This is a genomic window from Mesorhizobium sp. KR1-2 (assembly GCF_040045035.1).
Classification (GTDB): domain Bacteria; phylum Pseudomonadota; class Alphaproteobacteria; order Rhizobiales; family Rhizobiaceae; genus Pseudaminobacter.
In genome coordinates this window covers 87,757-113,665 of record NZ_JBDZDS010000004.1, presented here as the reverse complement: position 1 = coordinate 113,665, position 25,909 = coordinate 87,757, and the positions used below count along the sequence as shown (strand labels likewise).

The 25,909-nt window shown below is 65.0% G+C and carries 21 protein-coding genes; 9 read left to right on the top strand and 12 right to left on the bottom strand.

Annotated features, from left to right (window positions below; genetic code table 11):
* Window positions 1-125: 125 nt before the first annotated feature.
* The 4 genes from ABLE85_RS10140 to ABLE85_RS10125 form a co-directional block, all read right to left on the bottom strand.
* The gene (locus ABLE85_RS10140; RefSeq protein WP_348792601.1) at window positions 126-2,423 is read right to left on the bottom strand and encodes an EAL domain-containing protein; all 2,298 of its coding nucleotides are present in this window, start codon (window positions 2,421-2,423) and stop codon (window positions 126-128) included.
* A 142-nt stretch (window positions 2,424-2,565) separates the two neighbouring features.
* Window positions 2,566-6,039, bottom strand: a complete 3,474-nt coding sequence (locus ABLE85_RS10135; protein WP_348792600.1) for an indolepyruvate ferredoxin oxidoreductase family protein — start codon at window positions 6,037-6,039, stop codon at window positions 2,566-2,568.
* Between the two features lie 197 nt (window positions 6,040-6,236).
* Entirely contained in the window at window positions 6,237-6,761 is a 525-nt protein-coding gene (locus ABLE85_RS10130; RefSeq protein ID WP_348792599.1) for a hypothetical protein, read from the bottom strand.
* A complete protein-coding gene (locus tag ABLE85_RS10125; protein ID WP_348792598.1) occupies window positions 6,754-7,356 on the bottom strand; it encodes a CGNR zinc finger domain-containing protein in 603 nt (200 codons plus the stop codon). Before ABLE85_RS10125 ends, ABLE85_RS10130 begins: the two co-directional genes overlap by 8 nt.
* Window positions 7,357-7,450: 94 nt before the next feature.
* Here ABLE85_RS10125 and ABLE85_RS10120 point away from each other — a divergent pair, with 94 nt between their 5' ends.
* The 3 genes from ABLE85_RS10120 to ABLE85_RS10110 all read left to right on the top strand — a co-directional run bounded on the left by ABLE85_RS10120 (window position 7,451) and on the right by ABLE85_RS10110 (window position 10,848).
* Window positions 7,451-8,368 carry a branched-chain amino acid ABC transporter permease gene (locus tag ABLE85_RS10120; RefSeq protein WP_348792597.1) on the top strand — a complete coding sequence of 306 codons (918 nt, stop codon included), beginning with the start codon at window positions 7,451-7,453 and terminating at the stop codon, window positions 8,366-8,368.
* A 171-nt stretch (window positions 8,369-8,539) separates the two neighbouring features.
* Window positions 8,540-9,124, top strand: coding sequence for a TRAP transporter small permease subunit (locus ABLE85_RS10115; protein WP_348792596.1), 585 nt, complete (start codon window positions 8,540-8,542; stop codon window positions 9,122-9,124).
* Complete coding sequence (locus tag ABLE85_RS10110; protein WP_348792595.1) at window positions 9,121-10,848, top strand: TRAP transporter large permease subunit; 1,728 nt, start codon at window positions 9,121-9,123, stop codon at window positions 10,846-10,848. The genes ABLE85_RS10115 and ABLE85_RS10110 overlap by 4 nt, the downstream gene beginning before the upstream one ends.
* Window positions 10,849-10,972: 124 nt before the next feature.
* Here ABLE85_RS10110 and ABLE85_RS10105 read toward each other — a convergent pair whose 3' ends face one another.
* Window positions 10,973-12,079, bottom strand: coding sequence for a TRAP transporter substrate-binding protein (locus tag ABLE85_RS10105; RefSeq protein ID WP_348792594.1), 1,107 nt, complete (start codon window positions 12,077-12,079; stop codon window positions 10,973-10,975).
* Window positions 12,080-12,375: 296 nt separating this feature from the next.
* Between ABLE85_RS10105 and ABLE85_RS10100 the strand changes: the two genes are divergently transcribed.
* On the top strand, window positions 12,376-13,149 hold the full coding sequence (locus tag ABLE85_RS10100; RefSeq protein ID WP_348792593.1) for a gamma-glutamyl-gamma-aminobutyrate hydrolase family protein: 774 nt from the start codon (window positions 12,376-12,378) through the stop codon (window positions 13,147-13,149).
* 115 nt (window positions 13,150-13,264) lie between these two features.
* On the opposite strand, the gene ABLE85_RS10095 is transcribed toward ABLE85_RS10100, so the two are convergent.
* The 4 genes from ABLE85_RS10095 to ABLE85_RS10080 form a co-directional block, all read right to left on the bottom strand.
* Window positions 13,265-14,257 (bottom strand): 2-hydroxyacid dehydrogenase, encoded by a 993-nt coding sequence (locus ABLE85_RS10095; RefSeq protein WP_348792592.1) that lies wholly within the window; start codon window positions 14,255-14,257, stop codon window positions 13,265-13,267.
* Complete coding sequence (locus ABLE85_RS10090) at window positions 14,254-15,276, bottom strand: LacI family DNA-binding transcriptional regulator (protein ID WP_348792895.1); 1,023 nt, start codon at window positions 15,274-15,276, stop codon at window positions 14,254-14,256. The genes ABLE85_RS10095 and ABLE85_RS10090 overlap by 4 nt, the downstream gene beginning before the upstream one ends.
* Window positions 15,277-15,350: 74 nt before the next feature.
* The gene (locus tag ABLE85_RS10085) at window positions 15,351-16,274 is read right to left on the bottom strand and encodes a DMT family transporter (protein ID WP_348792894.1); all 924 of its coding nucleotides are present in this window, start codon (window positions 16,272-16,274) and stop codon (window positions 15,351-15,353) included.
* Window positions 16,275-16,406: 132 nt separating this feature from the next.
* Window positions 16,407-16,877, bottom strand: coding sequence for a MarR family transcriptional regulator (locus ABLE85_RS10080; protein ID WP_348792591.1), 471 nt, complete (start codon window positions 16,875-16,877; stop codon window positions 16,407-16,409).
* A gap of 265 nt (window positions 16,878-17,142) precedes the next feature.
* Here ABLE85_RS10080 and ABLE85_RS10075 point away from each other — a divergent pair, with 265 nt between their 5' ends.
* The 5 genes from ABLE85_RS10075 to ABLE85_RS10055 all read left to right on the top strand — a co-directional run bounded on the left by ABLE85_RS10075 (window position 17,143) and on the right by ABLE85_RS10055 (window position 22,994).
* A complete protein-coding gene (locus ABLE85_RS10075; RefSeq protein ID WP_348792590.1) occupies window positions 17,143-18,219 on the top strand; it encodes a GTP-binding protein in 1,077 nt (358 codons plus the stop codon).
* A 150-nt stretch (window positions 18,220-18,369) separates the two neighbouring features.
* Complete coding sequence (locus ABLE85_RS10070; RefSeq protein WP_348792589.1) at window positions 18,370-19,344, top strand: WD40 repeat domain-containing protein; 975 nt, start codon at window positions 18,370-18,372, stop codon at window positions 19,342-19,344.
* 125 nt (window positions 19,345-19,469) lie between these two features.
* Complete coding sequence (locus ABLE85_RS10065) at window positions 19,470-20,825, top strand: aspartate aminotransferase family protein (RefSeq protein ID WP_348792893.1); 1,356 nt, start codon at window positions 19,470-19,472, stop codon at window positions 20,823-20,825.
* Window positions 20,826-20,832: 7 nt separating this feature from the next.
* Window positions 20,833-22,245 carry a glutamine synthetase family protein gene (locus ABLE85_RS10060; RefSeq protein ID WP_348792588.1) on the top strand — a complete coding sequence of 471 codons (1,413 nt, stop codon included), beginning with the start codon at window positions 20,833-20,835 and terminating at the stop codon, window positions 22,243-22,245.
* A 74-nt stretch (window positions 22,246-22,319) separates the two neighbouring features.
* Window positions 22,320-22,994 carry a UdgX family uracil-DNA binding protein gene (locus ABLE85_RS10055; RefSeq protein WP_348792587.1) on the top strand — a complete coding sequence of 225 codons (675 nt, stop codon included), beginning with the start codon at window positions 22,320-22,322 and terminating at the stop codon, window positions 22,992-22,994.
* 315 nt (window positions 22,995-23,309) lie between these two features.
* On the opposite strand, the gene ABLE85_RS10050 is transcribed toward ABLE85_RS10055, so the two are convergent.
* From ABLE85_RS10050 to ABLE85_RS10040, 3 genes are read right to left on the bottom strand one after another with little or no spacing between them, the layout of a single operon-like run.
* Window positions 23,310-24,575, bottom strand: a complete 1,266-nt coding sequence (locus tag ABLE85_RS10050) for a glycerate kinase (RefSeq protein ID WP_348792586.1) — start codon at window positions 24,573-24,575, stop codon at window positions 23,310-23,312.
* Between the two features lie 42 nt (window positions 24,576-24,617).
* Window positions 24,618-25,118, bottom strand: a complete 501-nt coding sequence (locus tag ABLE85_RS10045; RefSeq protein ID WP_348792585.1) for a heme-degrading domain-containing protein — start codon at window positions 25,116-25,118, stop codon at window positions 24,618-24,620.
* 51 nt (window positions 25,119-25,169) lie between these two features.
* Entirely contained in the window at window positions 25,170-25,883 is a 714-nt protein-coding gene (locus ABLE85_RS10040; protein WP_348792584.1) for an aspartate/glutamate racemase family protein, read from the bottom strand.
* Window positions 25,884-25,909 lie beyond the last annotated feature (26 nt).

Below are 25,909 nucleotides of genomic sequence, written 5' to 3'. Positions count from 1 at the left end.
GTGCTTTATTTACTTTGCATTAACCTTAACTAAAAATAATTTTGTTAGATTTTGAAGTTTCTGCCGGCAATTCGGCCTCTATAACCTCAATCCTGGGCAGAGTCGAGAATCACCAGGCAGGTCGATCAGCGCTTGGCCACCCTCATCTCCTCGGCGAAAGGCCACACGGTGTTCGACATCGTCTCGATGCCGGAGGCGCTGAGCGCCGATCCGAAGAGGAAGCCTTGGACCAGGTCCGGCTTGACCTCCAGCGACAGGATCTTGAGCTGCTCATATGTCTCGACGCCCTCGACCGTCACCGCGAGCCCCAGCGGCCGCGAGAGATTCACGATGCCCTTGAGCAAATGAAGGGAATGGGAATTCTGGGTGACGTCCATCAGGAAGCTCCGGTCGATCTTGACCTTGTCGAGCGGCAGCTTGTGCAGATAGCTGAGGCTGGAATAGCCCGTGCCGAAATCGTCGAGCGCGATGCGCACGCCCAGTTGCTTGATCTCTTCGATGTACTGGCGCGTCTGCGACTTGTCGTCGAGCAGCGCGGTCTCCGTCACCTCGATCTCGAGCCGCCACGGAGCGAGCCCCGAATGGGCAAGCGCGTCGCGCACCTTGTCGACCACATCGCGGCGGCGGAAATCCTTGGCCGAAAGATTGACCGACACGCCGATCGGTGAAGGCCATTTGGCGCATTCGCCACATGCAGCATGCAGCATGAAGGTGCTGATTTCCGAGATGATGCCCATCTCTTCCGCCAGGGGGATGAAGATCGCCGGCGAGATTGCGCCAAGTTCGGGGTGATCCCACCGGCACAGGGCCTCGCAGCTTGCGATCCGCATCGTCTCGATCGCGACGATCGGTTGAAAGACCACGCGCAGGCGCTTTGCCTCGACAGCGCTGCGGAGATCGGCTTTCAGCAACTGCTTGTCGCGGAAAGCCGCGTCCATGGCCGATTCGAACAGGCGCCAGCCGTTCTTGCCGAGCTCCTTGGCCTTGTACATCGCAAGGTCCGCCTTGACGATCATGGCGTCGGCGTCGCTGTCCCTCACCCGCGACAGCACCGCACCGCCGCTGGCCTGGAGGCGCAGCACGTGACCCGCGACATCGACATCGCCCTGGAGGATGGCAAAGATCGCGTCCAGCATTCCGGCCAGATGGCTCTCGTCCTCGACGCGATTGAAGAAGATCATGAACTCGTCGCCGCCGAAGCGACTGACCTTCACGTCCTCGTTGACGAGATTGCCCAGCCGTTCCGCCGCCGCGTAAATCAGACCGTCGCCGACCGGGTGCCCGAGCGTGTCGTTCACGCTCTTGAAGTCGTCGAGGTCGAGAACCGCCAGCGCGCATAGGCGCTCGCGGTCGCCCGAGGCCATGCACTCGCCCACGATCTCGTGGAAATAGGCCCGGTTCGGCAGACCCGTCAGGTTGTCGTAACGAGCCATGGAGCGGATTTTCTCCTCGGCCTCGACGCGCTGCGTGACATCCTCGAAGGTGATGACACCGAGTTCCTGATTGCCGGCGCGCGCCGAGAACTCGTAGTGCTGGCCGTTCGTCAGGGAAACGAGGACCTTGCGGTCCCGCCCCTCATGCAGCGCCCGGGTCAGCTGGCCCTCGACATAGCGGCAGTCCTTCGGCGACAGCAGGCCGCCAGCCACGCCGCGCTTGAGCAGCGAACGGACCGAACGCCCTAGCAATGCATCGGGAGACTTGAGCAACATCAGATGCGCGGCCTCGGCATTGGCGACCACCACCTTGCCGTTGGGCCCAAGCATGACCAGGCCGTGCGACATGGTGTTCAGCGCGCGGTTGAAGCGCCCGGCAATGCGATTGGCCCGCTTCTCGGCCGACAGCGCCGTGAACAGGACGTCCCGAACGGTGTCGGCATATCTGTGGATCGCCAGCAGGAAGGGCGCGGAAAGTAGCCCGAGCAGCACGTGGTAGAAGTCGCCGCGCAGGATGAAGCCGAGCGACATCGGGCAGGTCAGCGTGATGATCAGGATGATCACCATGCGTGGCGAGCCATAATTTCGGCCGGCGATGCCGGTCGCGGTGGCCAGCGAGATGCATACCGCTGCAATCTCGGCAAAGCCGTCCTGGGCGGTGTAGATGGCAACCAGGCAGAACGTGCCCAAGGCGGCGCCGTGCATCGCGCCATAGAAGATGTAGCGGTTCTCGTGCCTGCGGGCCTCCGCCCGCGTCGTGATCGCAGGGAGCTTCGCGAATTTGCGCATGCTCCCGACGCGCAGCAAGCCGACGATCAGAAGGACGAGCACGACCGCCAGGAAGGCGACGTTTCCGGTTTTGGCCCAGGCGAGCGTGATAAGCGCCATCTGGGCGGTGATGCCAATGGCAAGTGTGAAACCGTCGCGAAAAAGGGTTTCCACAAACGGGATATAAATGTCGTCCGGAAGCTCTTTTTTGCTCGCAGTCACTTCTGGTTCCCATTTTGGGACCCCAGCACTGCCAGATTCGCCTTAAGAAAGGCTTAGAGTGACCGCAACGCGCCCTGGCATCAACCAAACCTCGAAGACGGAGACGATGGATGTTGCGGCTTTGGTAAACAATCCGTTTCCGCTATTCCGCCGCCTGCAGCGCCCGGGCCGGCTGCCCTGACAGCCGCTCGAGCAGCCGCGCCCTCTCACCGGCCGCCTTGGCCGCGCTCGCCTGCCTGACGTGGCCGTAACCGCGGACCAGCGCCGGCACCGAGGCGAGTGCGGCCGCCGCCTCGATCCTGCCGGCGTTCAGCGAGCTGCGGATCAGGTCCAGGTCGCTCTCATACTGCGCCAGCAATTCGCGCTCCATGCGCCGCTCGGTGGTGTAGCCGAAAACATCGAAAGCGGTGCCGCGCAGGCCTTTGAGAGCCGCAAGCGCTCGGAACCCGGTCATCATCCAGGCCCCGAAGCTCGACTTGCGCGGCTTGCCGCCCGCATCGCTGCGACCGAGGATCGGGGGCGCCAGATGGAACTCCAGCCGGTCGTAGCTCTGGAACTGTGCAGCAAGCTGCCGCGTGAAGGAGCCGTCTGTGTAGAGCCGCGCGACTTCGTATTCGTCCTTGATCGCCATCAGTTTGAACAAATTCCTCGCCGCCGCCTCGGTAACGGCGGTGGAGCCGGGTGACGCCTTCGCCTCGGCCGCCCGCAGCGCCTCGATGCGGTCGCGGTAGCGCTTGGCATAGTCCGCGTTCTGGTAGGCGGTGAGGAATTCCACCCGCCGCGCGACGATCTCGTCCAGTGTCCGCGCCGGCTCGACCGCGCCTGCCGCGCGGCCAGGCTGGGCCACCAGCCCGCGCACGAATTCCGGTTCATGCGCCGCCCGCCGGCCCCAGCGGAAGGCGGCCACGTTCATCGCCACCGCCTGGCCGTTGAGCTCGATGGCCTTTTCTATCGCCTCCGCCGGAAGCGGCAGGCCGCCATTCTGATAGGCAAAGCCGAGCAGGAACATGTTGGCGCCAAGCGAGTTGCCGAACAGCGCGGTGGCCGCGCGTGTGGCGTCGAAGAAATGCGCATGCGCCTCGCCCGCCGCATCGCGGATCGCCTTCTTCAGCCGCTCGGTCGGCAACGAAAAATCCGCCGCGCGGGTGAATTCGCCCGGCATCACCTCGGCGGTGTTGGCGACGAAGACCGTGTGCCCCTCGCGCACCGCCGCCAGCACCTTCTTGGCACCGGAGACGACGAGGTCGCAGCCCAGGATCAGATCGGCCTTGCCGGCCGAGACGCGGATGGCATGGATCTCCTCCGGCGTTTCGGCGATGCGCACATGGGTGAAGACCGAGCCGCCCTTCTGGGCAAGCCCCGCCATGTCGATCATGCCGCAGCCCTTGCCTTCCAGATGCGAGGCCATGCCGAGGATCGCGCCGACTGTCACCACGCCGGTGCCACCGACGCCGTCGATGATCGACGACCAGCCGTTTCCGAGCGGGAACAGCTTTGGCTCCGGAACGCCGGCCAGTGGATCGGACTTGCCGGCGAGGCCCTCGGCCTTGCGGATCTTGGCGCCATGCACCGTCACGAAGGACGGACAAAAGCCGTTGACGCAGGAAAAGTCCTTGTTGCAGCTCGACTGGTCGATTTTTCGCTTGCGGCCGAACTCGGTCTCCACCGGCTGGATCGACACGCAGTTCGACTGCACGCCGCAGTCGCCGCATCCCTCGCAGACCAACTCGTTGATGACGACGCGCTTGTCCGGATCGGGAAACGTGCCGCGCTTGCGGCGGCGGCGCTTCTCGGCCGCGCAGGTCTGGTCGTAGAGCAGCACCGACACGCCCTTGACCTCGCGCAGCTCGCGCTGCACCCGGTCGAGATCGTCACGGTGATGGATGGTCGCGCCGGCCGGAAACTCGACGCGGCCGGCATATTTTCCCGGCTCGTCGGTTACCACGGCGATACGGTCGATACCCTCGGCGCGCACCTGCCGGGCGATCATGTCGACGGTCAGCCCGCCCTCATGCGGCTGGCCGCCGGTCATGGCTACGGCATCGTTATAGAGGATCTTGTAGGTGATGTTGGCGCCCGAGACGAGCGCGAAGCGGATCGCCAGCGTGCCCGAGTGGTTGTAGGTGCCGTCGCCGAGATTCTGGAAGATGTGGTCGCGCTTGGAGAAAGGCGCCTGGCCGACCCACTGCGCGCCCTCGCCGCCCATGGCGGTGAAGCCTACCGTCGAGCGGTCCATCCACAGCGCCATGAAATGGCAGCCGATGCCGGCCGCCGCGATCGAGCCCTCCGGCACCTTGGTCGAGGAATTGTGCGGGCAGCCCGAACAGAAAAACGGCGTGCGCGAGCCGACATCCTTGGTGTCGGCCAGCATCGCCTGGAACTGGCGCAACCGGCTGACGTGGGCAGCGATCTCCCCCGACGGGCCGATCACCTTCAATATGCGCTCGCCGAGCGCAATGGCGATGTCGTTGGGGTCGAGCACGCCCTTGGCCGGAAACAGCCAGCCGCCGCGCTCGTCCTTCTTGCCCACGATCATCGGCTGGTTGGCCGTGCCGTAGAGCTTCTCGCGCAGCTGCATCTCGATCAGCGAGCGCTTTTCCTCCACCACGATGACCGTTTCCAGCCCGCGTACGAAATCGGCGACGTGCTCGAGGTCGAGCGGCCAGGGGCAGCCCACCTTGAACAGCCGCACGCCCAGCTCATTGGCGCGCTTCTCGTCGATGCCGAGATCGTCCAGCGCCTGATGCACGTCGAGATAGCTCTTGCCCACGGTGATGATGCCGAGCCGGGCCCTGGAACCGCCGGAATAGACGATCCGGTTGAGGTTGTTGGCGCGGATGAAGGCGCTGGCCGCCGCCCGCTTATGCTCGAACAGGCGCTCCTCCTGGCCGAGCATGTTGATCTCGTGGCGGATGTTGAGGCCGCCTGGCGGCATGTCGAACTTTGGCAGCACGATGTTCAGCCGGTCGAGCGAGGCATCCACCGAAGCGGTCGATTCGATGTTGTCCTTCACGCATTTGATGGCCGCCCAGGTCCCGGAGAAGCGCGACATGGCATAGCCGTAGAGGCCGTAATCGATCAGCTCCTGCACGCCGGCCGGATTGAGAACCGGCATCATCGAGTCGACGAACACCAGTTCGGTGGCATGCGCGTTGGTGGAGGATTCGGCCATGTGGTCGTCGCCCATCAGGGCGAGCGCGCCGCCATGTTTCGACGAGCCTGCGAGATTGGCATGGCGGAACACGTCGCCGGAGCGGTCGACGCCGGGTCCCTTGCCATACCAGAGCGCGAAGACGCCGTCATGCTTGCCCTCGCCCAACAGCTCGGTCTGCTGCGTTCCCCAGCAGGCGGTCGCGGCAAGCTCCTCGTTGAGGCCGGGCTGGAAGACGATGTCTGCCTGCTTGAGCTGGCTCTTGGCTTTCCACAGCTGCATGTCGAGCCCGCCTAGCGGCGAGCCGCGATAGCCCGAAACGAAGCCCGCCGTGCTCAGCCCTGCGCGCCGGTCGCGCTCGCGCTGCATCAGCAGCATCCGCACGATCGCCTGCGCACCGGACAGGAAGACGCGTTCCTTGCCGAGATCGAATTTGTCGTCGAGGGAAACGTCATGCAGCGTCATCGGGCATTCCTTTGCGGAATCGACCGGCGAATCGGGGCGCCAAGACCGTTACAGACTGGACCGTTGCCTCGCTCCCCGGAAGCCTGTTGAAACGAAGCACCTCCGCCGGCAAAGCGCAAGGGCCCCGCCCGGTAATGCACCGGGCACGCACGGGGAATTGTTCCGCCAGGCTTCGCCTCAGGCCCAAGGCCGTCCGGTCAGGTCGCGGGGCAGGCCACGCCGCGCCCGCCGGGCAGCTTGCCGTCGGGATGGCCGGCAAGCTCCGGATTGGGATCGTAGCCCGGCCCGACCACCAGCGGCCGGTCGGGCAGCATGCTCTGGTCCTGCGAAGACACCATGGTGGTCTCGATGTCCTGCAACAGCGCGCCGCTCGGACCCTCTATGCGGATCGACACCTTGTAGGGCCGGTCCTTCACCACGCATTCCAGCGGCGGGCTCTCGATCGTCACCTTCTGGTGCTCGGGAAAGAGCTTCTGGCGCACCACCAGCGGCTCGCCGCCGGCCGGGTTCTCGAAGGTGGTCACCGCCGTCTGGCCCTCGCCGATCGGCTGGATCGGGTTCAGCGTCACCAGGTAGGTCACCTTCGCCACGCGGTAGTTGAACACCATCAGCTGCCCGGAAATCTCGAACAGCTTGCCTGTGTCGCGGCATGCGCCCACGAGCAGAGGCACCAGCAGCAAGAAAGAGGCCAGAACCGGCCGAGTGCGCGCATGCTCAAACATGGGAAACCTCCTCCTTGCGACGATGGTAATGGCGCCTGGCCTTCTGGCGGTTGCCGCACACGGCCATGTCGCACCACAGGCGGCTGGCGTTGCGGCTGCGGTCGAGAAACAGCCAGTTGCAGTTGGGACAGATCCTCAGCCGGCGCAGATTGTCCGACGAGAGCAGCGACAGCGCCGAGACGGCAAGCGCGGCCTCCAGCGCCAGCGGCGTGGACGGGTCGCCGAACGGCTTTTCCGGCATCCCGACATGCTCCTCACGTCCCGCGAGGCCATCGGCGCAGGCTCGCAGGAAATCAGGCAGGTCGGCCGTCGCCACGCTGCCGTCCGATGCCGCGTGCCGAAACAGCCTGTCCGTCGCCTCGCGGATGGAAATCACCGTGGGCAGGATCGCCTCGGCATCCTCGACCTCAACCCGCCGCCCGCCGAGTTCGTCGGCACGGAAGCCGGTCGCGGCCGCCGCGAAGCGGGGCAGCTCGACCGCCTGCTCGAAGCGGTCGAAGGAGCGTTCCGGGTCGCCGCGCAGAACGACCGTGTTGGCCGCGTCGAGCGCCAAAACGCCGCCGGAAAAGCGATGCGGAGTCCAGGAAACTGTCATGCGAAGAAATCTAACTGGTAAATTGCCTTTGACAAGTTAGATTTTTCACCGCAACTTTCTGCGAGACCGCATTGGTGCGGCGAACGGGCGGCCCATGCTCTATTTCTTTCAGCAGTTCCTCAACGGCCTGCACATGGGCGCGCTCTATGCGCTGCTGGCTTTCGGCTATGTGCTGGTCAACGGCGTGCTGCACCGGACCAATCTGGCGCACGGCGCGATCTTCGCCTTCAGCGGCCAGACCATGATCCTCATCGCCGTCTTCGGCTGGCAGGTGCTGTGGATGACTCTGCCGATGACGATCGCCGTCGCCATCGCCGCCACCTTCGCCTATGCGGCACTCACCGGCAGCGTGCTGTCGCGCAACGTGTTCGAACCGCTGGCCAAGAGCTCGCCCAACGCGATCGTCGTGGCCACGCTCGGCGTGCTCCTGTTCCTCACCGAGTTGGCCCGCATCTCCGCCCAGACGCATGATTTTTGGCTGCCGCCCCTGCTTTCCACCCCGGTCGTCTTCGCCGAGAGCAGCGGCTACAAGGTGACCCTCACCGTCATCCAGCTGCTCGACTGCGCCATCATCGCGGCTGTGCTCGCGATCTCCGGGGGGGTGCTCGCCCGCTCGCGCTTCGGGCGCGACTGGCGCGCCGTCTCCGACGATCCGGCCGCGGCCGCCATGTGCGGCATCGACACCCGTCTCGTCTTTCGCGGCGCGGTGCTGGCAGGTGCGCTCACCGCCGCGCTCGCCGGCATGCTGGCCGCGCTGCATTTCGGCAATATCGGCTTCGGCAGCGGCCTCGTCTTCGGCCTGAAGATTTTGTTCGTCGCGGCCGTTGGCGGCTATCGCTCCCCCGTCCGCGCCGCGCTGGGCGCCCTCGGCTTCGGCATCGCCGAGTCGCTGTGGACCGGCTACTTCCCCATCGAATGGCGCGACGGCTGGATGTTCGTGCTTCTGGCGGCCATGCCGGTGCTGCGGTTCGGCGGCCAGGAAACGCTACAATCCTCCCGCCAGCATTTCTAAGACTTTCGTTGCAGGAGAAAACCGGAATCGGCGGATTCCCGGCAACACTGGCACAACCCGATCAGCAAGCTGTGCCACTCGTTGTTGACGCATGGCCGCCGCGCATTTTACCGATGTGGGCAAGGAGCCGTCGGGAGGGAAACGAACGGCTCCACCCTAGGGAGGAACCGCATGGCAGCGCTGTTAGCTCTCTCCAGAGCGATAGATCGTGTCAATGAAATCATAGGTCGATGGGTCGCGTGGCTCATCCTGCTGGCGGTGCTGATCAGCGCCGCCAACGCGACCATCCGCAAGGCCTTCAACATCTCGTCCAACGCGTGGCTGGAGCTTCAATGGTATCTGTTCGGCGCAGCCTTCCTGCTCGCCGCGGCCTACACGCTCAAGCAGAACGAGCACATCCGCATCGACGTGGTCTACGGAATGTTCTCGCGTCGGGTGCAGCACTGGATCGACCTGCTCGGGCACATCTTCTTCCTGATGCCCTTCACCATCCTGATGATCTGCTATTTCGTGCCTTATGTGAGCCTGTCGGTCCGCTCCGGCGAAATGTCCTCCAGCGCCGGCGGCCTGATCCTCTGGCCGGCCAAGATGCTGCTGCTGATCGGCTTCGTGCAGCTTGGCTTCCAGGGTGTTTCCGAGATCATCAAGAAGATCGCGGTGATGCGCGGCGACATCGACGATCCCACCCCATTCGTATCCGCGCACGAGCAGGCAGAACTCGAAGGCGAAGCTCTCGCCGACGAGGTGCGCTCATGATGCATCTCATCGCCGAGAACATGGCGCCGATCATGTTCTGCTCGCTCATCATTTTTCTGCTGCTTGGCTACCCGGTCGCCTTTTCGCTGGCGGCGAATGGCCTTTTGTTTTTCTTCATCGGCGTTGAGCTCGCCCCTCATTCGGGCGACACAATCAATCTTTCCTGGCCCCTGCTCTACGCCATGCCCGAACGGCTTTGGGGCGTGTTGTCGAACGAGACGCTGCTGGCGATCCCGTTCTTCACGTTCATGGGTATCGTGCTCGAGCGGTCGGGCATGGCCGAGGACCTGCTCGACACCATCGGCCAGCTGTTCGGGCCGATCCGCGGCGGACTTGCCTATGCGGTGATCTTCGTCGGCGCACTGCTGGCGGCGACCACCGGCGTGGTGGCTGCGTCCGTCATCGCCATGGGGCTGATCTCGCTGCCGATCATGCTGCGCTATGGCTATGACCGGCGGCTCGCCTCCGGTGTCATTGCTGCATCGGGCACGCTGGCGCAGATCATCCCGCCCTCGCTGGTGCTGATCGTTCTGGCAGACCAGCTCGGCCGCTCGGTGGGCGACATGTACAAGGGCGCGCTGCTCCCCGGCCTGGTGCTGACCGGCATCTACATCTGCTACGTCGTCGTCATGTCGATCATGCGGCCGAAATCGATGCCGGCGCTGCCTCTCGAAGCCCGCACGCTCGGCCATGGCGCCACGTCGCTGGCCGTCGCACTCGTGGTCGCGGCCGCGGTCGCCTATACGGCTCACGTCGCACTGACACCCAGTGTCGGTGTGGACGCGGACATCTGGGGGGCGGTAGTCGGCATCGCTCTCATCTATGTCGTGGCGATTGTTGACCGCGCGATGGATTTGAACCTGATGTCCAGACTGGCCCAGCAAGTCATCATCGTGCTGATCCCGCCGCTGGCGCTGATCTTCCTGGTGCTGGGCACCATCTTCCTCGGCATCGCCACGCCGACGGAGGGTGGCGCCATGGGTGCCGTCGGCGCGCTGATCATGGCGGCGGGCAAGAAACGCCTCACCCTCGACGTCGTGCGCCAGGCGCTCGCCTCGACCACCCGACTGTCGTCCTTCGTGATCTTCATCCTGATCGGCGCGCGTGTCTTTTCGCTCACCTTCTATGGCGTCAACGGCCATCTCTGGGTCGAACATCTGTTGACGTCGCTGCCGGGCGGCGAGGTCGGCTTCCTCGTCGCCGTCAACATGCTGGTCTTCTTCCTGGCCTTCTTCCTCGACTTCTTCGAACTGGCCTTCATCATCGTGCCGCTGCTGACGCCGGCGGCCGACAAGCTGGGCATAGACCTGATCTGGTTCGGGGTGCTGCTGGGCGTCAACATGCAGACGAGCTTCATGCATCCGCCCTTCGGCTTCGCGCTGTTCTATCTGCGCTCGGTGGCGGCGCGCGTGCCCTATCTCGACAAGATCACCGGCAGACGCATGGAGCCCGTCACCACGGGGCAGATCTATTGGGGCGCGGTACCCTTCGTGGGCATCCAGATCCTCATGGTTGCCCTCGTCATCGCCTTCCCGCAGATGGTGATGCACTACAAGGGTCCGGTGGTTAACCCGGACGACGTCAAGATCGAGATACCTGCCTTGCCCGGCCTCGGCGGCGGAGGGCTCGGCCTGCCGCCCCTCGGCGCACCCGGGGAATCAGCGCCGCTGATCGACCCACAGGCGCCGGTAAGCGACCTGTCGAAGCCGCCAAGCTTCAACTGACCCGATTGGAAAGCCCGGCCGTCGCGCCGGGCTTTTTCGTACCGCTGGGTCGATGGTTATGGTCCCAAAGAAAAACCCGGAGCACTGGCTCCGGGTTCTCCTTCGTCCGCCTCTCCGTAATGGATCAGAGCTTGCCGTTGCGCTGCTGGATCATCAGGAAGGTGTCATAGTTGTATTCGGCGATCTGCGACCAGAGATAGTGCTCCTTGCGGAAGTCCTTGATCGAGTCCCAGATCTTCTTGAACTGTGGATTGCTCGCTTCCATCTCGGCATAGACCTCGTTGGCGGCGTTGAAGCAGGCCTCAAGGACCTCCGCGTTGAACGGACGAAGCTGCGCGCCGTTCGCCACCAGGCGCTTCATGGCCGGCGGGTTCACGAAGTCATACATCTGCAGCATGTTGGCGTCAGTCGCCTGGCAGGCGCTGCTCAGCAACGCCTTGTAGGCCTGCGGCAGCTCTTCGTATTTTGCCTTGTTGAACAGGAAGTGGACCGTCGGGCCGCCTTCCCACCAGCCGGGATAGTAGTAATACGGCGCCACTTTGTAGAAACCGAGCTTCTCATCGTCATAGGGGCCGACCCACTCGGCGGCGTCGATCGTGCCCTTTTCCAGCGCCGGATAGATGTCGCCGCCAGCGAGTTGCTGCGGCACCACGCCGAGCCTCTCCAGCACCTTGCCGGCAAAGCCGCCGACGCGGAACTTCAGGCCCTTGAGATCGGCGACCGAGTTGATCTCCTTCCGGAACCAGCCGCCCATCTGCACGCCGGTGTTGCCGCCGGGCAGGCCGTACAGGCCCTGTGTGGCGAGGAACTCGTTGAACAGCGCGATGCCGCCGCCCTGATAGTGCCAGGCATTCATGCCGCGAGCGTTGAGCGAGAAGGGAACCGCAGCGCCCAGCGCCCAGGTGGGGTCCTTGCCCCAGTAGTAGTAAGCCACCGTATGGGCGGCTTCGACCGTGCCGGCCGCGGCCGCGTCGGCTGCCTGCAGGCCGGGCACGATCTCGCCCGCTGCAAAGGGCTGGATGGTGAAGTTGCCGTCGGTCGCTTCCGACAGGTACTTGGACAGCACCTCGGCGGCCCCATAGATCGTGTCGAGCGACTTGGGGAACGATGACGCCAGGCGCCAGGTGATTTTCGGGTTGGACTGGGCAATGGCGGGGGCGGCCAGCGCGGTGGCCGCGACAGCCCCAGCGCCAGTCAGGCCGGCCTTGCGTATGAATGAACGGCGATCCATTAAGTTCCTCCCATTTGGACCAGGACGGAGCCGGATACCCTTGAAATACATACGCTTCCGGCTTAATCGCGGTTGAAAACAATACATGGCGAGCGGTCCGAGTCCAGCGTCCGCAGGGCGTTCGCACTGTCCGAAAAGCCGGAAAACGTGGAACTTCGGCGCGTTCTAAAACTATAGTCTTAGACGGGTTCCCTCTTTTCCAAGGCGTTCACGAAACTCTGTTGGAAAGTGGCCGGATTTTCGCCTATCTAAGCGGGGAATTGCCGTCCTGCCCTGTTTGGAAAGCACCAAGTCAAATGCTCAAGCCGATCGTTGCCGTCTCGACTGATGTCCGCCAGTTCGAAAACTACACCTGGCACGCAGCACCCCAGCAATATCTGGAGGCAGCCATCGTCGGCGCCGGAGTCACTCCGGTCCTCGTCCCCAATTTCGGCGACCGAATGGATCTCGACCGGCTGCTCGACTCGGTCGACGGCGTCATGATCACCGGCTCCAAGTCGAACGTGCATCCCTCGCTCTACGGCGAGGAAGCCACCGAGGCCAACGGCCCCTACGATCCAGATCGCGACGCCACCACCCTGCCGCTGATCCGCAAGGCGATCGAGCGCGGCGTGCCGCTGCTGGCCATCTGCCGCGGTCTGCAGGAGTTGAACGTGGCGCTGGGCGGCACGCTCGCCACCGAAATCCAGGAGCGCGACGGCTCGCTCGACCACCGTGCTCCGGTCAGCGACCTCCAGGACGAGCGCTTCGCCATCCGCCACAAGCTTTCCATCAAGTCCGGCAGTTGCCTGGCCGATGTGTTCGGCGCCGGCGAGATCATGATCAACTCCGTCCACCGCCAGGCGGTCGACCGCCTCGGCGGACGGCTTCAGGTCGAGGCCGTGGCCGAGGACGGCACGGTGGAAGCCGTGTCGGTGAAGGATTCACGTGCCTTCGCCGTCGGCGTGCAGTGGCACCCGGAATACTGGGTCAAGTCGGACAATGCGTCGGCACGCGTCTTCAAGGCATTCGGTGACGCCGTGCGCCTGCACGCCGCCGCCCGCGACGGTGCGCGCCAAGCGGCGGAGTAAGGCGACCTCCGTCGTTAGCGAAAGCACACCCAGTATTCTGCAACGTAGCGGGGAACCATGCCTCGCCGTCGAGGTTTCCGCCACAGCCCAATTGAAGCATAGGCCGCGCTGCGGTCTACTTCACCGCCTTCGCCGTCACATGCGCCGTCTCGGCCACCGGCGTCAGAACCTCGCCGTTCGAGAACCAGGAAATCAAATTGTCGACCACAAGGTCGGCCATCGCGTTGCGGGTGTGCACCGAGGCCGAGGCGACATGCGGCAGAAGCACCGCATTGGGCAGGTCGATCAGCGCCTGCGGCACATGCGGCTCGTTGGCGAAGACGTCGAGCCCGGCGGCGCGGATCGTTCCGTCGCGCAGCGCCGCAATCAGCGCCTCCTCGTCCACGGTGCTGCCGCGCCCGATATTGATGAACACCCCGTCCGGCCCGAGCGCCTTGAAGATATTCGCGTTGACCACTTTTTCCGTCGCGGCCCCGCCCGGCACCACCGAGATCAGCGTGTCGACCGCCCCCGCCAGTTCCTCGAGGCTCGGATAATAGGTGTAGGCCAGGCCCTCCACCGAGCGGCGATTGTGATAGGCGATCGACAGCCCGAACGCCTCCAGCCGCTTGGCGATCGCCATGCCGATCCGGCCCATGCCGAAAATGCCGGCGCGGCGGCCGCGTAGAGTCATCGGCGTCAGAGGATAGTTGCCTTCATTCTCCCAGCGACCGGCACGCAGATAGGCTTCGGCGCGCGGCAGCTCGCGCACCGTGTTGAGCAGCAAGCCGAGCGCGGTGTCGGCCACCTCCTCGGTCAGCACGTCGGGCGTATTGGTCACCATCACGCCCTTGCTTCCCGCATAGCCGGCGTCGATCGCGTCGTAGCCGACGCCGAAAGAGGCGATGATCTCCAGATTGGGCAGCGCGTCGATGAAGGCGGGGCCGATAGGCTGCAAGAAGCCCATGGCCGCAACCCCGCGCACGTCGCGCTTCATCTCGGGTGTCATCAGCTCTGGCTGCACCTGGTCGATGCGCACCATGTCGAAGGTCGCGTCGACGCGCGCCAGGGCGCGCTCGTGCAGACGGCCCGGCACCAGGACCGTCACCGGCAGATGTCGTTGGTTCATGTCCGCTCCACCGGCTTGGCGGTCGACTGCCTGACGTGCAGCTCCGGCCTGATCAATTCCTGCGACGGCCGCACCGGCTGGCCGTTCAGCTTGTCGAGCAGCGCGCTCGCGGCGCGGCGGCCCACCTCGCGCTGGCCGTTCCACACCGTGGTCAGCGCCGGCGTGGCGATAGCCGCCTCTTCGAGATCGTCATAGCCGGTCACCGAAATGTCGACACCGGGCACCAGGCCGGCGCGTGCGATGCCGTTCATCAGGCCGATGGCGACGAGATCGTTCCAGCACACGGCGGCGGTCGGCTTGTCCTTCAGCGCCAGAAACTGGCTGGCCGCCTCGAAACCGGCCTGCTTGGTGCGCGGGCCAGGAATGCGCCATGAGGGCGAAACCTCCAACCCGGCGGCCTGCATGGCCTTCAAATAGCCTTGGTAGCGGTCGCGGCCGGTCGAGGTCTGGTCGGTGCCGCCGATCATGGCGATGCGCTTGTGGCCGAGCGAGATGAGATGGTTGGTGGCCAGCGCCGTGCCGTAGGCATCGTCGCCGCGGAACACCGGCACGTTGGCGCCCTCCACCGTGCGCGCGATCAGCACCGCCGGCAGGCCGTTCTCCTCGGCCATGACGATGTCTTCGGCCGGCGTGCCGATGGCGGGCGACATGATCACCCCGTCGGCGCCGAGCTGCAGCAGCGTGTCGATGAAGGTGCGCTGCTTTTCAAGGTCGTCGTAATGGTTGGACAGGATAAATGTCTGGCGGCTGCGGTCGAGCTCGCTCTCGATGGAGCGCAGGATTTCCGCAAAGAAGGGGTTCATGATGTCGTGGACGACGACCCCGACGATGCCCGACCGCGACGTGCGCAGGGACGCTGCACGGCGGTTGTAGATATAGCCGATGGCGCGCGCATGTTCCTTGATCTTGTCCCGCGTCGAGTCTGCGACCAGCGGGCTGTCGCGCAAGGCCAGCGAGACCGTTGCGGTGGACACGCCGAGCGCATCGGCAATCGTCGATAGCTTGATTTTCTGTGCCAGCACGTCCTCCCGGCCCACAGGGCGCATGGCATTTAAACTGTTTAAAGGCCTATATGCCATCGAACACGGGCAAATCAAAGCCTTTTTGCCAGTTCCTCGTCCTCGGCCATGGGGGCGGCGCTGTCCTTCAGGCGCAGCCGGTGCTCGCGGTGCACTATGTAGAGGCCGCTGGCCACAATGATGCCCGCACCGGCCAGCGTCCAGCCGTCGGGCAGCTGGCCGAAGATCATATAGCCGAAGCCGATCATCCAGACCATTTGCAGGTAAGGATAGGGTGCCAACGCTGTCGTGGTCGCCTGCTTGTAGGCCTTGATCAGCAGCCAGTGGCCGAAGCCGCCGAAGAAGCCGAGCAGCAGCAGGATCATCCAGTGGAACGCATCCGGCGGCAGCGAGGCGGTGAACGGCACCACCGGGAACATCAGCACCACCGGCGCGAGCGCGGAGTAGAAGATCAGGCTCTCGGCCGTCTCGGTGGCGCCCATGTGCCGGGTCATGATGACATAGAGGCAGTAGCTGATGGTCGAGGCGATCGCGTAGAGATGGCCGATCTGAAAGGCGGCGACGCCCGGCCGGGTGATGACCAGCACGCCCACGAAGCCGGCCAGGATCGCCATCCACCGCCGCCAGCCGGCCCATTCGCCCAGCAGCGGCCCGGCGAGCGCGGTGATGACCATCGGCGCGAAGAAGTAGATCGAGGTCGTCTCGGCAAGCTGCAGCGTCTTCAACGCCGCAAAGTTGAAGATGGTGGAGCCGAACAGGAAGATGCCGCGCAGCACCTGGCGCGGCAGGCTCTTCACCCGGAACATGCCCGGATTGGCCCAGCTGCGGAACAGCAAGAGCACCAGCACGACATGCACGGCGAAGCGCACCCAGGAAATGAAGGGGGCCGCCATGCCCGACAGCACGAGGTACTTGGCGCTGGAATCGAGGCAGGAAAACAGGAAGCCGGCGCAAAAGACCAGAAGGATCGCCGAAGCCGGGGTCGCCTGCTCTCTGATGACGGTGGAGGTGCTCACGATTCGCAGCCGCTTGGGTGATCGTTACGACCGCTTGTCGGTCACGCGCTGGCGGCGTGCAAGCCGAAACCTCTGGTCCAGAAGGCGAAACCGCGCGGGCCTGTCGCGTCGGCGCTATTCCTCCGCCTCGACCTCTTCGTCGGCTTCCACGGGCACTGTGCCGGAAAGATTGGCTTCCACCCGCTGCAGGAGCTTGCCCAGAAGCTTCTGCTCCTTCTTGTCCAAACCGCGAAATGCCTGCTTGTCGGTCTTGCGGACCGACTTTTCGATGGCGCGAATGGTCTCGCGCCCGCTCTCCGTCAGGAACACATGCGCCTGGCGCGCATCGGCTTCCGAGGCCCGCTTTTCGAGAAAACCCTGAACCTGCAGCCGGTTGATCGTCTTGGTGATGGTCGGCGGGCGCACGCCAAGCCGGATGGCGAGCTGGCCGGGGGTCTGTCCGTCCTCGTGATTGAGCGCCAGCATGATCTGGTCCTGCCCGGCATAGAAGCCGTGCTCCAGCAGCCGCGCGGCCAATGCCGTCCGGGACAACCTCGCCGCCGCATGCAGGCGGTTCATGGTCGCGCTTCTGTCTGCCTTGGCCATTCTTCACCTCTTTCGGACGCGCCGGTGAGTCCGGGATAGAATAAATCCGCCAGCCGCGATGGCAATCGAGGACCGGCCCCGCCGCTCATTGCCAGAGCGACATAACAGTTAGATGACAAAAGAATATACCCCCGGCTTGGTTCCTTTCGCGCATGTACGACCCCAAATCCGAGCGCCACTGGCCGAAGGCGCGGCCCGGATTGGCGCGTGCAAAAGCGGAAACGCCGTCCTATATGGAGCCCAACCATCCATTCGAGGACCACCCATGAGCGAAGCACAGACGCAGATTCCCGTAACGGTGCTCACCGGCTATCTCGGCTCGGGCAAGACCACGCTGCTTAACCGCATCCTCTCCGAAAACCACGGCAAGCGCTACGCCGTCATTGTCAACGAGTTCGGCGAGATCGGCATCGACAACGACCTGATCGTGGAATCCGACGAGGAAATCTACGAGATGAACAATGGCTGCGTGTGCTGCACGGTGCGCGGCGACCTGATCCGTGTCGTCGAAGGCCTGATGCGCCGTCCCGGCCGCTTCGACGCCATCGTGGTGGAAACCACCGGCCTGGCCGACCCGGTGCCGGTCGCGCAGACCTTCTTCATGGACGAAGACGTCCGCTCCAAGACCAAGCTCGACGCCGTGGTGGCGCTGGTCGATGCCAAGCATCTGCCGCTGCGCCTGAAGGACAGCCGCGAGGCCGAGGACCAGATCGCCTTTGCCGACGTGGTGCTGGTCAACAAGACCGATCTGGTGACGCCCGAGGAACTGCGCGACGTGGAGGCCACCATCCGCGCCATCAACCCCGCCGCCACCATTCACCGCACCACCCGTGCCGGCGTGTCGCTGGACACCGTGCTCGACCGCGGCGCCTTCGACCTGAAGCGCGTGCTGGAGAACGAACCGAACTTCCTGGACGCGCATGATCACGACCACGATCATGAATGCGGCCCGGGCTGCAATCACGACCACCACCATCATCACCACGATCACGACCATGATCATCATCATCATGATCACCACGGCCATGCCTCGCCCATCCATGACGTGACGGTGCAGTCGGTCTCGCTGCGCGGCGGCGTGATGGATCAGAAGAAGTTCTTCCCCTGGATCGAAAAGATCACGCAGCTCGAGGGACCGAACATCCTGCGCCTCAAGGGCATCATCGCCTTCAAGGACGATCCGGACCGCTATGTCATCCAGGGCGTGCACATGATCATCGAAGGCGACCACCAGCGCGCCTGGAAGGACGGCGAGAAGCACGAAAGCCGTCTCGTCTTCATCGGCCGCAAGCTGGACGAAGAGCGCCTGCGCAAGAGTTTTGAAGCCTGCCAGGCGGGGTGACGAATGGCCGGGGGCAATTTTGCCCAGCCACGCATTCCTGTCCGCGCTGAAAAGGTAGTAACCCCTCACCGGCTCACGAAGAGCCGATGAGGGGGCCGTTTTTTAGTAACCCGCTCGATCCGACTTATTCGATGGAAGACACGAGAGCCCATGCCCACCGTCGCCCCGCTAGACCTTGAAGGCCACTGCATCGCCACCGTTTTCCTCGGCGGCGTGCCGCATTTCGCGCTGGCCGACGGCGTCGTCCACCGGCTCGACAACGGCCACAAATGGACCGAGCTCCATGACGGCCTGCTCGCCACCGCCTACGATCCGGCAAAGTCGCGGCTGATCACCGGCGGCGAAGACGGCAAAGTCTGTGCACTTGGCGTGGGCGATGCTGTCGAGGGCCTGGCCGAGATCGGCAGGAAGTGGGTCACCAGCGTGGCTGCCGGCCCTCAGGGCGCGATCGCGTTCGCCACTGGCAAGACGGCCACCGTACGCTTCGCCGACGGCAAGCTGAAGGAGTTCGTCCATCCCCGCTCGGTAGAGGGCCTTGCCTTCGCGCCCAAGGGCATGCGCATCGGCGTTGCCCGCTACAATGGCGCAACCCTGCATTTCCCGGCCACCGAGGGTAAGCCCACCGAACTGGAATGGGCCGGCGCCCACACCGGCATCACCTTCTCGCCCGACGGCAACTATGTCGTCACCACCATGCAGGAAAACGCCCTGCACGGCTGGAGGCTCTCCGACGGCAAGCACATGCGCATGAGCGGCTACCCGCTCAAGGTGAAGAGCCTGTCGTGGAGCGCCAAGGGCAAATGGCTGGCTAGTTCCGGCGCGCCGGCGGCAATCGTGTGGCCCTTCTTCGGCAAGGACGGCCCGATGGGCAAGGCGCCGCTGGAGCTCGGCACGCGCGGTAACGCCGCCGTCACCTGCGTGGCCTGTCACCCGAGCGAGGACATCGTCGCCGTCGGCTACAATGACGGCATGATCCTCGCCGCCCGCTTCGCCGACCAGAAGGAAGTGCTGCTGCGCCGCCCCGGCAAGGGCGCCATCACCTCGATGAGCTGGGACGACGAGGAACGGCGCATCGCCTTCGGCTCCGAGGCCGGCGACTGCGGCGTCATCGACATAGCGGGCTGAGCAAGACCGCACCGTCCTCCCTGCCCCAACCGCCCGCCATTGCCTGAATGCGGGCGGAAGGCTACAACTTCTGCTCCACAACAATGGGCAGGAAATAATTGCAGACATCAGGGCACAAGTCCGCCATGCAGGGCGGGATCAGTCTATCGCGCATCGCAAGCATTCGCGCCGCCGAGGCGACCAAATTCCGCGAGGCGCGACCGAAATCCGAGGCGGCTGTCGGCAACGGCGTCAAAGGCTTCCTCGACGGCGTGCCGATGCACTGGATGAACGACTGGCCCACCCCCTTCCCCATCCTGGTCGAGAAGGCCAAGGGCGCTACCATCACTGACATCGACGACAACAAGCTGGCCGACTTCTGCCTCGGCGACACCGGCTCCATGTTCGGCCATTCGCCGGCACCGGTCGCCAAGGCCATCCGCCGCCAGGCCAAGCGCGGCCTGACCTACATGCTGCCGAGCGAGGACGTGCTGCCGCTGGGCGAGTTGCTTGCCGCGCGCTTCGGCCTCCCGCACTGGCAGATCGCCACCACCGCCACCGACGCCAACCGCTTCGCCCTGCGCGTGGCCCGCGCCGTCACCAACCGGCCGAAGATCCTTGTCTTCAACGGCTGCTATCACGGCTCGGTCGACGAGACGATGGTGCGCCTGAAGGACGGCAAGCCGATCAACCGGCCGGGGCTCGCCGGCGAGTTCCGCGACCTCACCCAGAACACCAAGATCGTGGAGTTCAACGATCTCCCCGCGCTCGAAGCGGCGCTGGCAGACGGCGACGTCGCCTGCGTCATCACCGAGCCGGTGCTGACCAATTGCTGCATGGTGCTGCCCGATCCCGGCTTCCACGAGAGCGTGCGCGCTATCACCCGCCGCAACGGCACGCTGCTTCTCATCGACGAGACGCACACCATCTCCACCGGCCCCGGCGGCTACACGCGCAAATACAACCTCGAGCCAGATCTCTTCGTGCTCGGCAAGCCGGTGGCCGGCGGCGTGCCTGCCAGCGTCTGGGGCATGAGCGAAGAGGTCGGCGCGCGCTACGACGCCTACAACCGCAACCGCGAGGCAGGCTATTCCGGCATGGGCACCACGCTCTCGGCCAATCCGCTGCAGTTCGCCGCCATGCGCGCGAACCTCGAGCAGGTGATGACCGAAGAGAACTACGCGCATATGGAAAAGCTCGCCGGCCGGCTCGCCGCCGGGCTGGACGCCTCCATCGCCCGCCATCACCTGCCCTGGCACGTGCAGCGCGTCGGCGCCCGCGTCGAGTTCATCTGCGCGCCGGGCCCTCTGAAGAACGGCTGCGAGGCCGAGGCCGCGCACGCCTCCGAGCTGGAGGCGGCGATCCATGTCGCGCTCGTCAATCGCGGCGTGCTCATCGCGCCCTTCCATAACATGATGCTGCTCTCGCCGGTCACGACCAAGAAGCAGGTCGACAAGCTGATCTCGGCCTTCGACGAGATCGCTGACGAGCTCGCCGCCTGAGACCATCATGGACAATAGAGTATCTGCCGACATGACCTCTCCCTCCGGCTCGACCGTCGAGGAGGCCAAGGCCTTCCTCGACGCCCATCCCGAGATCGAAGCCTTCGACATCGTCCTCACCGACCCCAACGGCGTCGGCCGCGGCAAGATCATCCGCCGCCATGAACTGATGGGCCTCTACGAGGGCGGGCGGCATCTGCCGATCTCCATCCTCGGCCTCGACATCACCGGCGAGGACGTGCACGAAACCGGCCTGATCTGGGATTCCGGCGACGGCGACCTGCGCGCCTGGCCCATTCCCGGCACGCTTGTGCCGCTCTACGGAACCAGTCCGGCGCGCGGCCAAGTGCTGATGTCGATGTTCCATCTCGACGGCACGCCGATGACGTCAGACCCGCGCCTGGCGCTGGTGCGGCAGGTCGAGGCGCTCGCCGCCAAGGGCCTGCACCCGGCCGGCGCCTTCGAGCTGGAATTCTTCCTGCTTGCCAATGAGCGCGACGGCGAAGGCCGCGTGCAGCCGGCCAACGCCGTGTTGGACGGGCGCAGGAGTGGCAAGACCGAGGTCTATTCGGTCGACCATCTGCACGGCATGGAGCCGCTGTTCTCCGACATCTACGCCGCCGCCAAGGCGCAGGGCATTCCCGCCGAGACCGTCATTTCCGAATATGCGCCCGGCCAGTACGAGCTGACGCTGCACTACCGCAAGGATGTGCTGCGGGCGGCCGACGATCTCGTCATGCTCAAGCGCCTGGTGCGCGCGCAGGCGCGGCGCCACGGCGTCACCGCCTGCTTCATGGCCAAGCCCATCGAGAAATATGCCGGCTCCGGCATGCATCTCCACGTCTCGCTGCAGGACGACGCCGGCCGGAACGTCTTTACCGAGGACACGGAAGGCCAATGGTCGCCGACGCTGCTCCATGCGCTGGGCGGGCTTGCCGACACCATGGCCGAATCCATGCTGGTGTTTGCTCCGCACGCCAATTCCTGGCGGCGGTTCGTGTCGCAGTCCTACGCGCCGGTGGCGCCGACCTGGGGCGTCAACAACCGCTCGGTCGCGCTGCGCGTGCCGGCGGGCGACAAGAAGGCTCGCCGCATCGAGCACCGCCCCTCGGGCGTCGACGCAAACCCCTATCTGGTCGCCGCCACCGTTCTGGCCGGCATCGCCAAGGGACTGGACGAAAAGCTCGATCCGGGCCCGGAGACCACCGGCAACGGCTACGAGTCGGGCGCGGATTCGCGTGGGAAAATGCCGTCCGACTGGCGCAGCGCCATCGAGGCGGCCAAGGGCTCGGCCTTCCTCAAGCAGGCGCTGGGCGAGGACCTGCACCGCACCTTCACGGCAATCAAGGAATCCGAATATTTTCGTGTCGCCCGCACGGTGAGCGAGCTCGACTACCACCTCTATCTGCACGAGGTGTAAGCGGCAGCATATTTGCCGGAACCTGCGCGCCCCTCGCTCATTTTCCGAGTGAGGGGTTCTTGCAGGAGGCAGCCATGCCGACACACCCCACGCCACACGGCGAGCGGCCCCACGCGAGGGGCCGTCTGAACCAGCCGCCCCCTGACACGGCGACGGACTTTCCCACCATTGCGGCTGCCCGCGAGGCAGCACGTTCATGCCGGCGTTGCCCGCTCTGGCACGACGCCACCCAGACCGTCTTCGGCGAAGGGCTCGACCACCCCGAAATCGTCTTCGTCGGCGAGCAGCCGGGCGATCAGGAAGACCTTGCAGGCAGGCCCTTCGTCGGCCCGGCCGGCCGCCTTCTCGATGCGGTTCTGGACGACGCCAGCATCGACCGCGCCAAGGTCTACGTCACCAATGCGGTGAAGCACTTCAAGTTCGAGCCGCGCGGCAAGCGGCGCATTCACAGCAAGCCCAATGCCGGCGAGATCCGCGCCTGCCGCTGGTGGCTCGAGAAGGAACTGGCGCTGACCGTCCCGAAGCTAGTCGTAGCTCTCGGCGCGACGGCTGCGCATGCGCTGCTCGGCGAGGTGGTATCCGTGACCCAGCTACGCGGTCAAACAGTGTATCGATCGGACGGCCTGCGCGTCTTCGTGACCATCCATCCCTCCTTCATCCTGCGCCTGCCGGAGGAGGTGGACAAACGCGCCGAGCGCGCGCGGTTTCTGGAGGACATGCGGGCGGTGGCGCGGATGATGGCGGCCTAGAGTTTCATCTCTGCGATTTGCACCGGCACTGATCGGCTACCGTCGAGGCATGAATTCCCGACACTCTCCGCTCGTTACACTCGCTGACGAGGTCGGGAATGACGGCTTCATGGGCGCTCCCCGCAAATCGTCGACGTTCGAGTTCAGCGTAAGCGCAGCGTGTTCGCGTTCAGCGGATCAACATCAGCGTTCGAGTTCGGCGTAGACGGCAAAAGTCATCCGTCATTCCCGACCTCGTGAGTGAGCGACAGCGAACGGAGAGTGTCGGGAATCCATGCCTCGACATTGAAACTGCCGCCGCGTCACGGAATAGACCTACCGCACCAATATCGCCCTGAGATCGTTCACATTCGTGCCGGTCGGGCCGGGCACGAACAGATCGCCCACGGAATGGAACGCCGTCCAGGCGTTGTTGCCGGCCAGCATCGCCTTGGCATCAACGCCTGCCGCGCGCATGCGTACCACGCTGGAGCCGTCTGCAAAGGCGCCGGCATTGTCCTCCGAGCCGTCGATGCCGTCCGTATCGGCCGCCAGCGCGTCGATGCCCGGCAGGCCGTCTACACCCAGCGCAAACGCCAGCAGGAATTCGCTGTTGCGCCCGCCCTTGCCCTTGGCACGCAGCGTCACGGTCGTCTCGCCACCCGAAAGGATCAGCACCGGCTTCCTGAACGGCCGGTCGCGGGTCGCCACCTCGCGCGCAATCGCGGCATGGACCGAGCCCACGTCGCGCGCTTCGCCCTCCATGGAGTCGGACAGGATGACGGCCTCGATGCCCTGCCGCTTGGCTTCGGCCGCAGCGGCTTCGAGCGATACGGCAGCCGATGCGATCAGCCGCACCTCGTTGCGGGCGAAGCGCTCGTCGTCGGCAAGCGGCGCGTCGGCTTCCGGCGAGTTGAGATGCGCCATCACCGCCTCGGGCAGCTTCATGCCATAGGCGTCGATCGCCGCCAGGGCCTCCGCACGACCACCCGCATCCGGCACGGTCGGCCCGGATGCGACGAGCGCAGGGTTGTCGCCGGGTATGTCGGAAACGATCAGCGACACCACTTTGGCCGGATGGGCAGCCGCGGCAAGCCGTCCGCCCTTGATGGTCGAAACATGCTTGCGGATGAGGTTCATCGCCGAGATCGGCGCGCCGGACGCCAGCAGCGCCTCGTTGACGGCGATCTCGTCGGCCAGCGTCAGTCTTCCGGCCGGCGAGGGCAGAAGCGCCGAGCCCCCGCCACAGACGAGCGCCACCACCAGATCGTCACTCGAGAGACCATTGACGGCTTCGAGCAGCCGGCGCGCGGCCTCCAGCCCCGCGGCATCCGGCACGGGGTGCGCGGCCTCGATCACCTCGATGCGCTCGGTTGGCGCGCCATAGCCGTAGCGTGTCACCACCAGCCCTTCCAGCGGTCCATCCCAAATCTTGTCGAAAGCTGCCGCCATCTGCGCCACGCCCTTGCCGGCGCCGACGACGACGGTGCGCCCCTTGGGTTTTTCCGGCAGATGCGCGCGGATGGTGCGTTCAGGATCAGCCGCAGCCACGGCCGCATCGAAGATCGAGGTCAGGAAGGTTTTGGCGTCGAAGTCGGTCACGGGTCGTTTCCCTTCACTGGACTTGTCGATCCCACTGCCGGCTCAGGCCGTGGCCTCCGCCGGCAGCGCCAGGGCTTCAGCGTGAAGCCCGAGATAGGCAGCGATTGCGGCGACGACGACGTTGTGGTCCTGGCGCTCTGGCAGGCCCGAGACGGCGATCACGCCGATGACGCCGGCCCCCTTGACCCTGACCGGAAAGCCGCCGCCGGCCAGCACATAGTCGGCTATGTCCAGCCCCTCGCCCACCTTGAAGGTGCGGTCCGGGCGGTTCTGTTCGAGCACCATCCGGTAGGAACTCTTGAGATAGCGCCTGACCACGTTGATCTTGCGCCGCGCCCAGTCCGGATTGGACGCGTTCGAGCCGGGCATGGCGGCGTAGAAGAGCGGCCGGTCGAAGGTGCGGATGTCGACGATTATCGGCAGGTCTTCCTTGAGCGCCCGGTCGCGGATGGCCGAGCCGATCTCGAAGGCCACGGCCTCGTCGAAGCGGTCGAAGACGAGTTCCTCCTCCTGCTTCCTGATGCGTTCGATGTCCCCGGCCATTTGCGTCCCCTCCCCGTTTCCTGGCTGGCTTTGTCCGGCCGTGCCGGCGGATCAGGTCAGCATGTCGGCCAATGCGATGTCCAGCGCCGCCTCGGCATGCAGTTCGGTTGCGTCGAAGGCGGGGAGCGGATAGTCCCCGGTGCCCACCAGCAGCGGCAGTTCCGTGCAGCCCAGGATGAACGCCTGCGCGCCGCGCGCCTCGAGATCCGCGGTCATCTCGAGCAGCGCCCCCCGCGAGGCATCCTCGACTTTCCCGAGCGTCAGTTCATCGATGATGACGCGATGCAGCCTCTCGCGCTGTTCCGGATTCGGCGTCATGACGTCCAGGCCGTGCCCTCTCAGCCGTCCGGAAAGGAAATCCTGCTCCATCGTGTAGCGCGTTCCAAGCAGGCCGACGCGCGACAGGCCCCTTGCCTTGATGCTTTGCGCAGTTGGATCGCCGACATGCAGCAGGGGCACGGAGACGGCCGCTTGCACGTCCTCGAAAACACGGTGCGCCGACACCGCGGTCAGCATGACCAGATCGGCACCAGCCTTTTCCAGCCACCGCGCCGCGTCGCCCACCCTTTCGGCGACGACGTCCCAACGGCCGAGAGCAGCCATGCGGTTTATCTCGTCGAAGTCGAGAGTGTACATGAGCGACCTGGCATTATGGTGCCCGCCAAGCCGTGCGCCCGCTCCCTGGTTGAGCAGCCGATAGTATATGGCGCTGGATTCCCAGCTCATGCCGCCCACCATGCCGATGAGCTTGGACTGTCTGGTCATGGCTGGGCCCCTCTCCGCTTATGCCG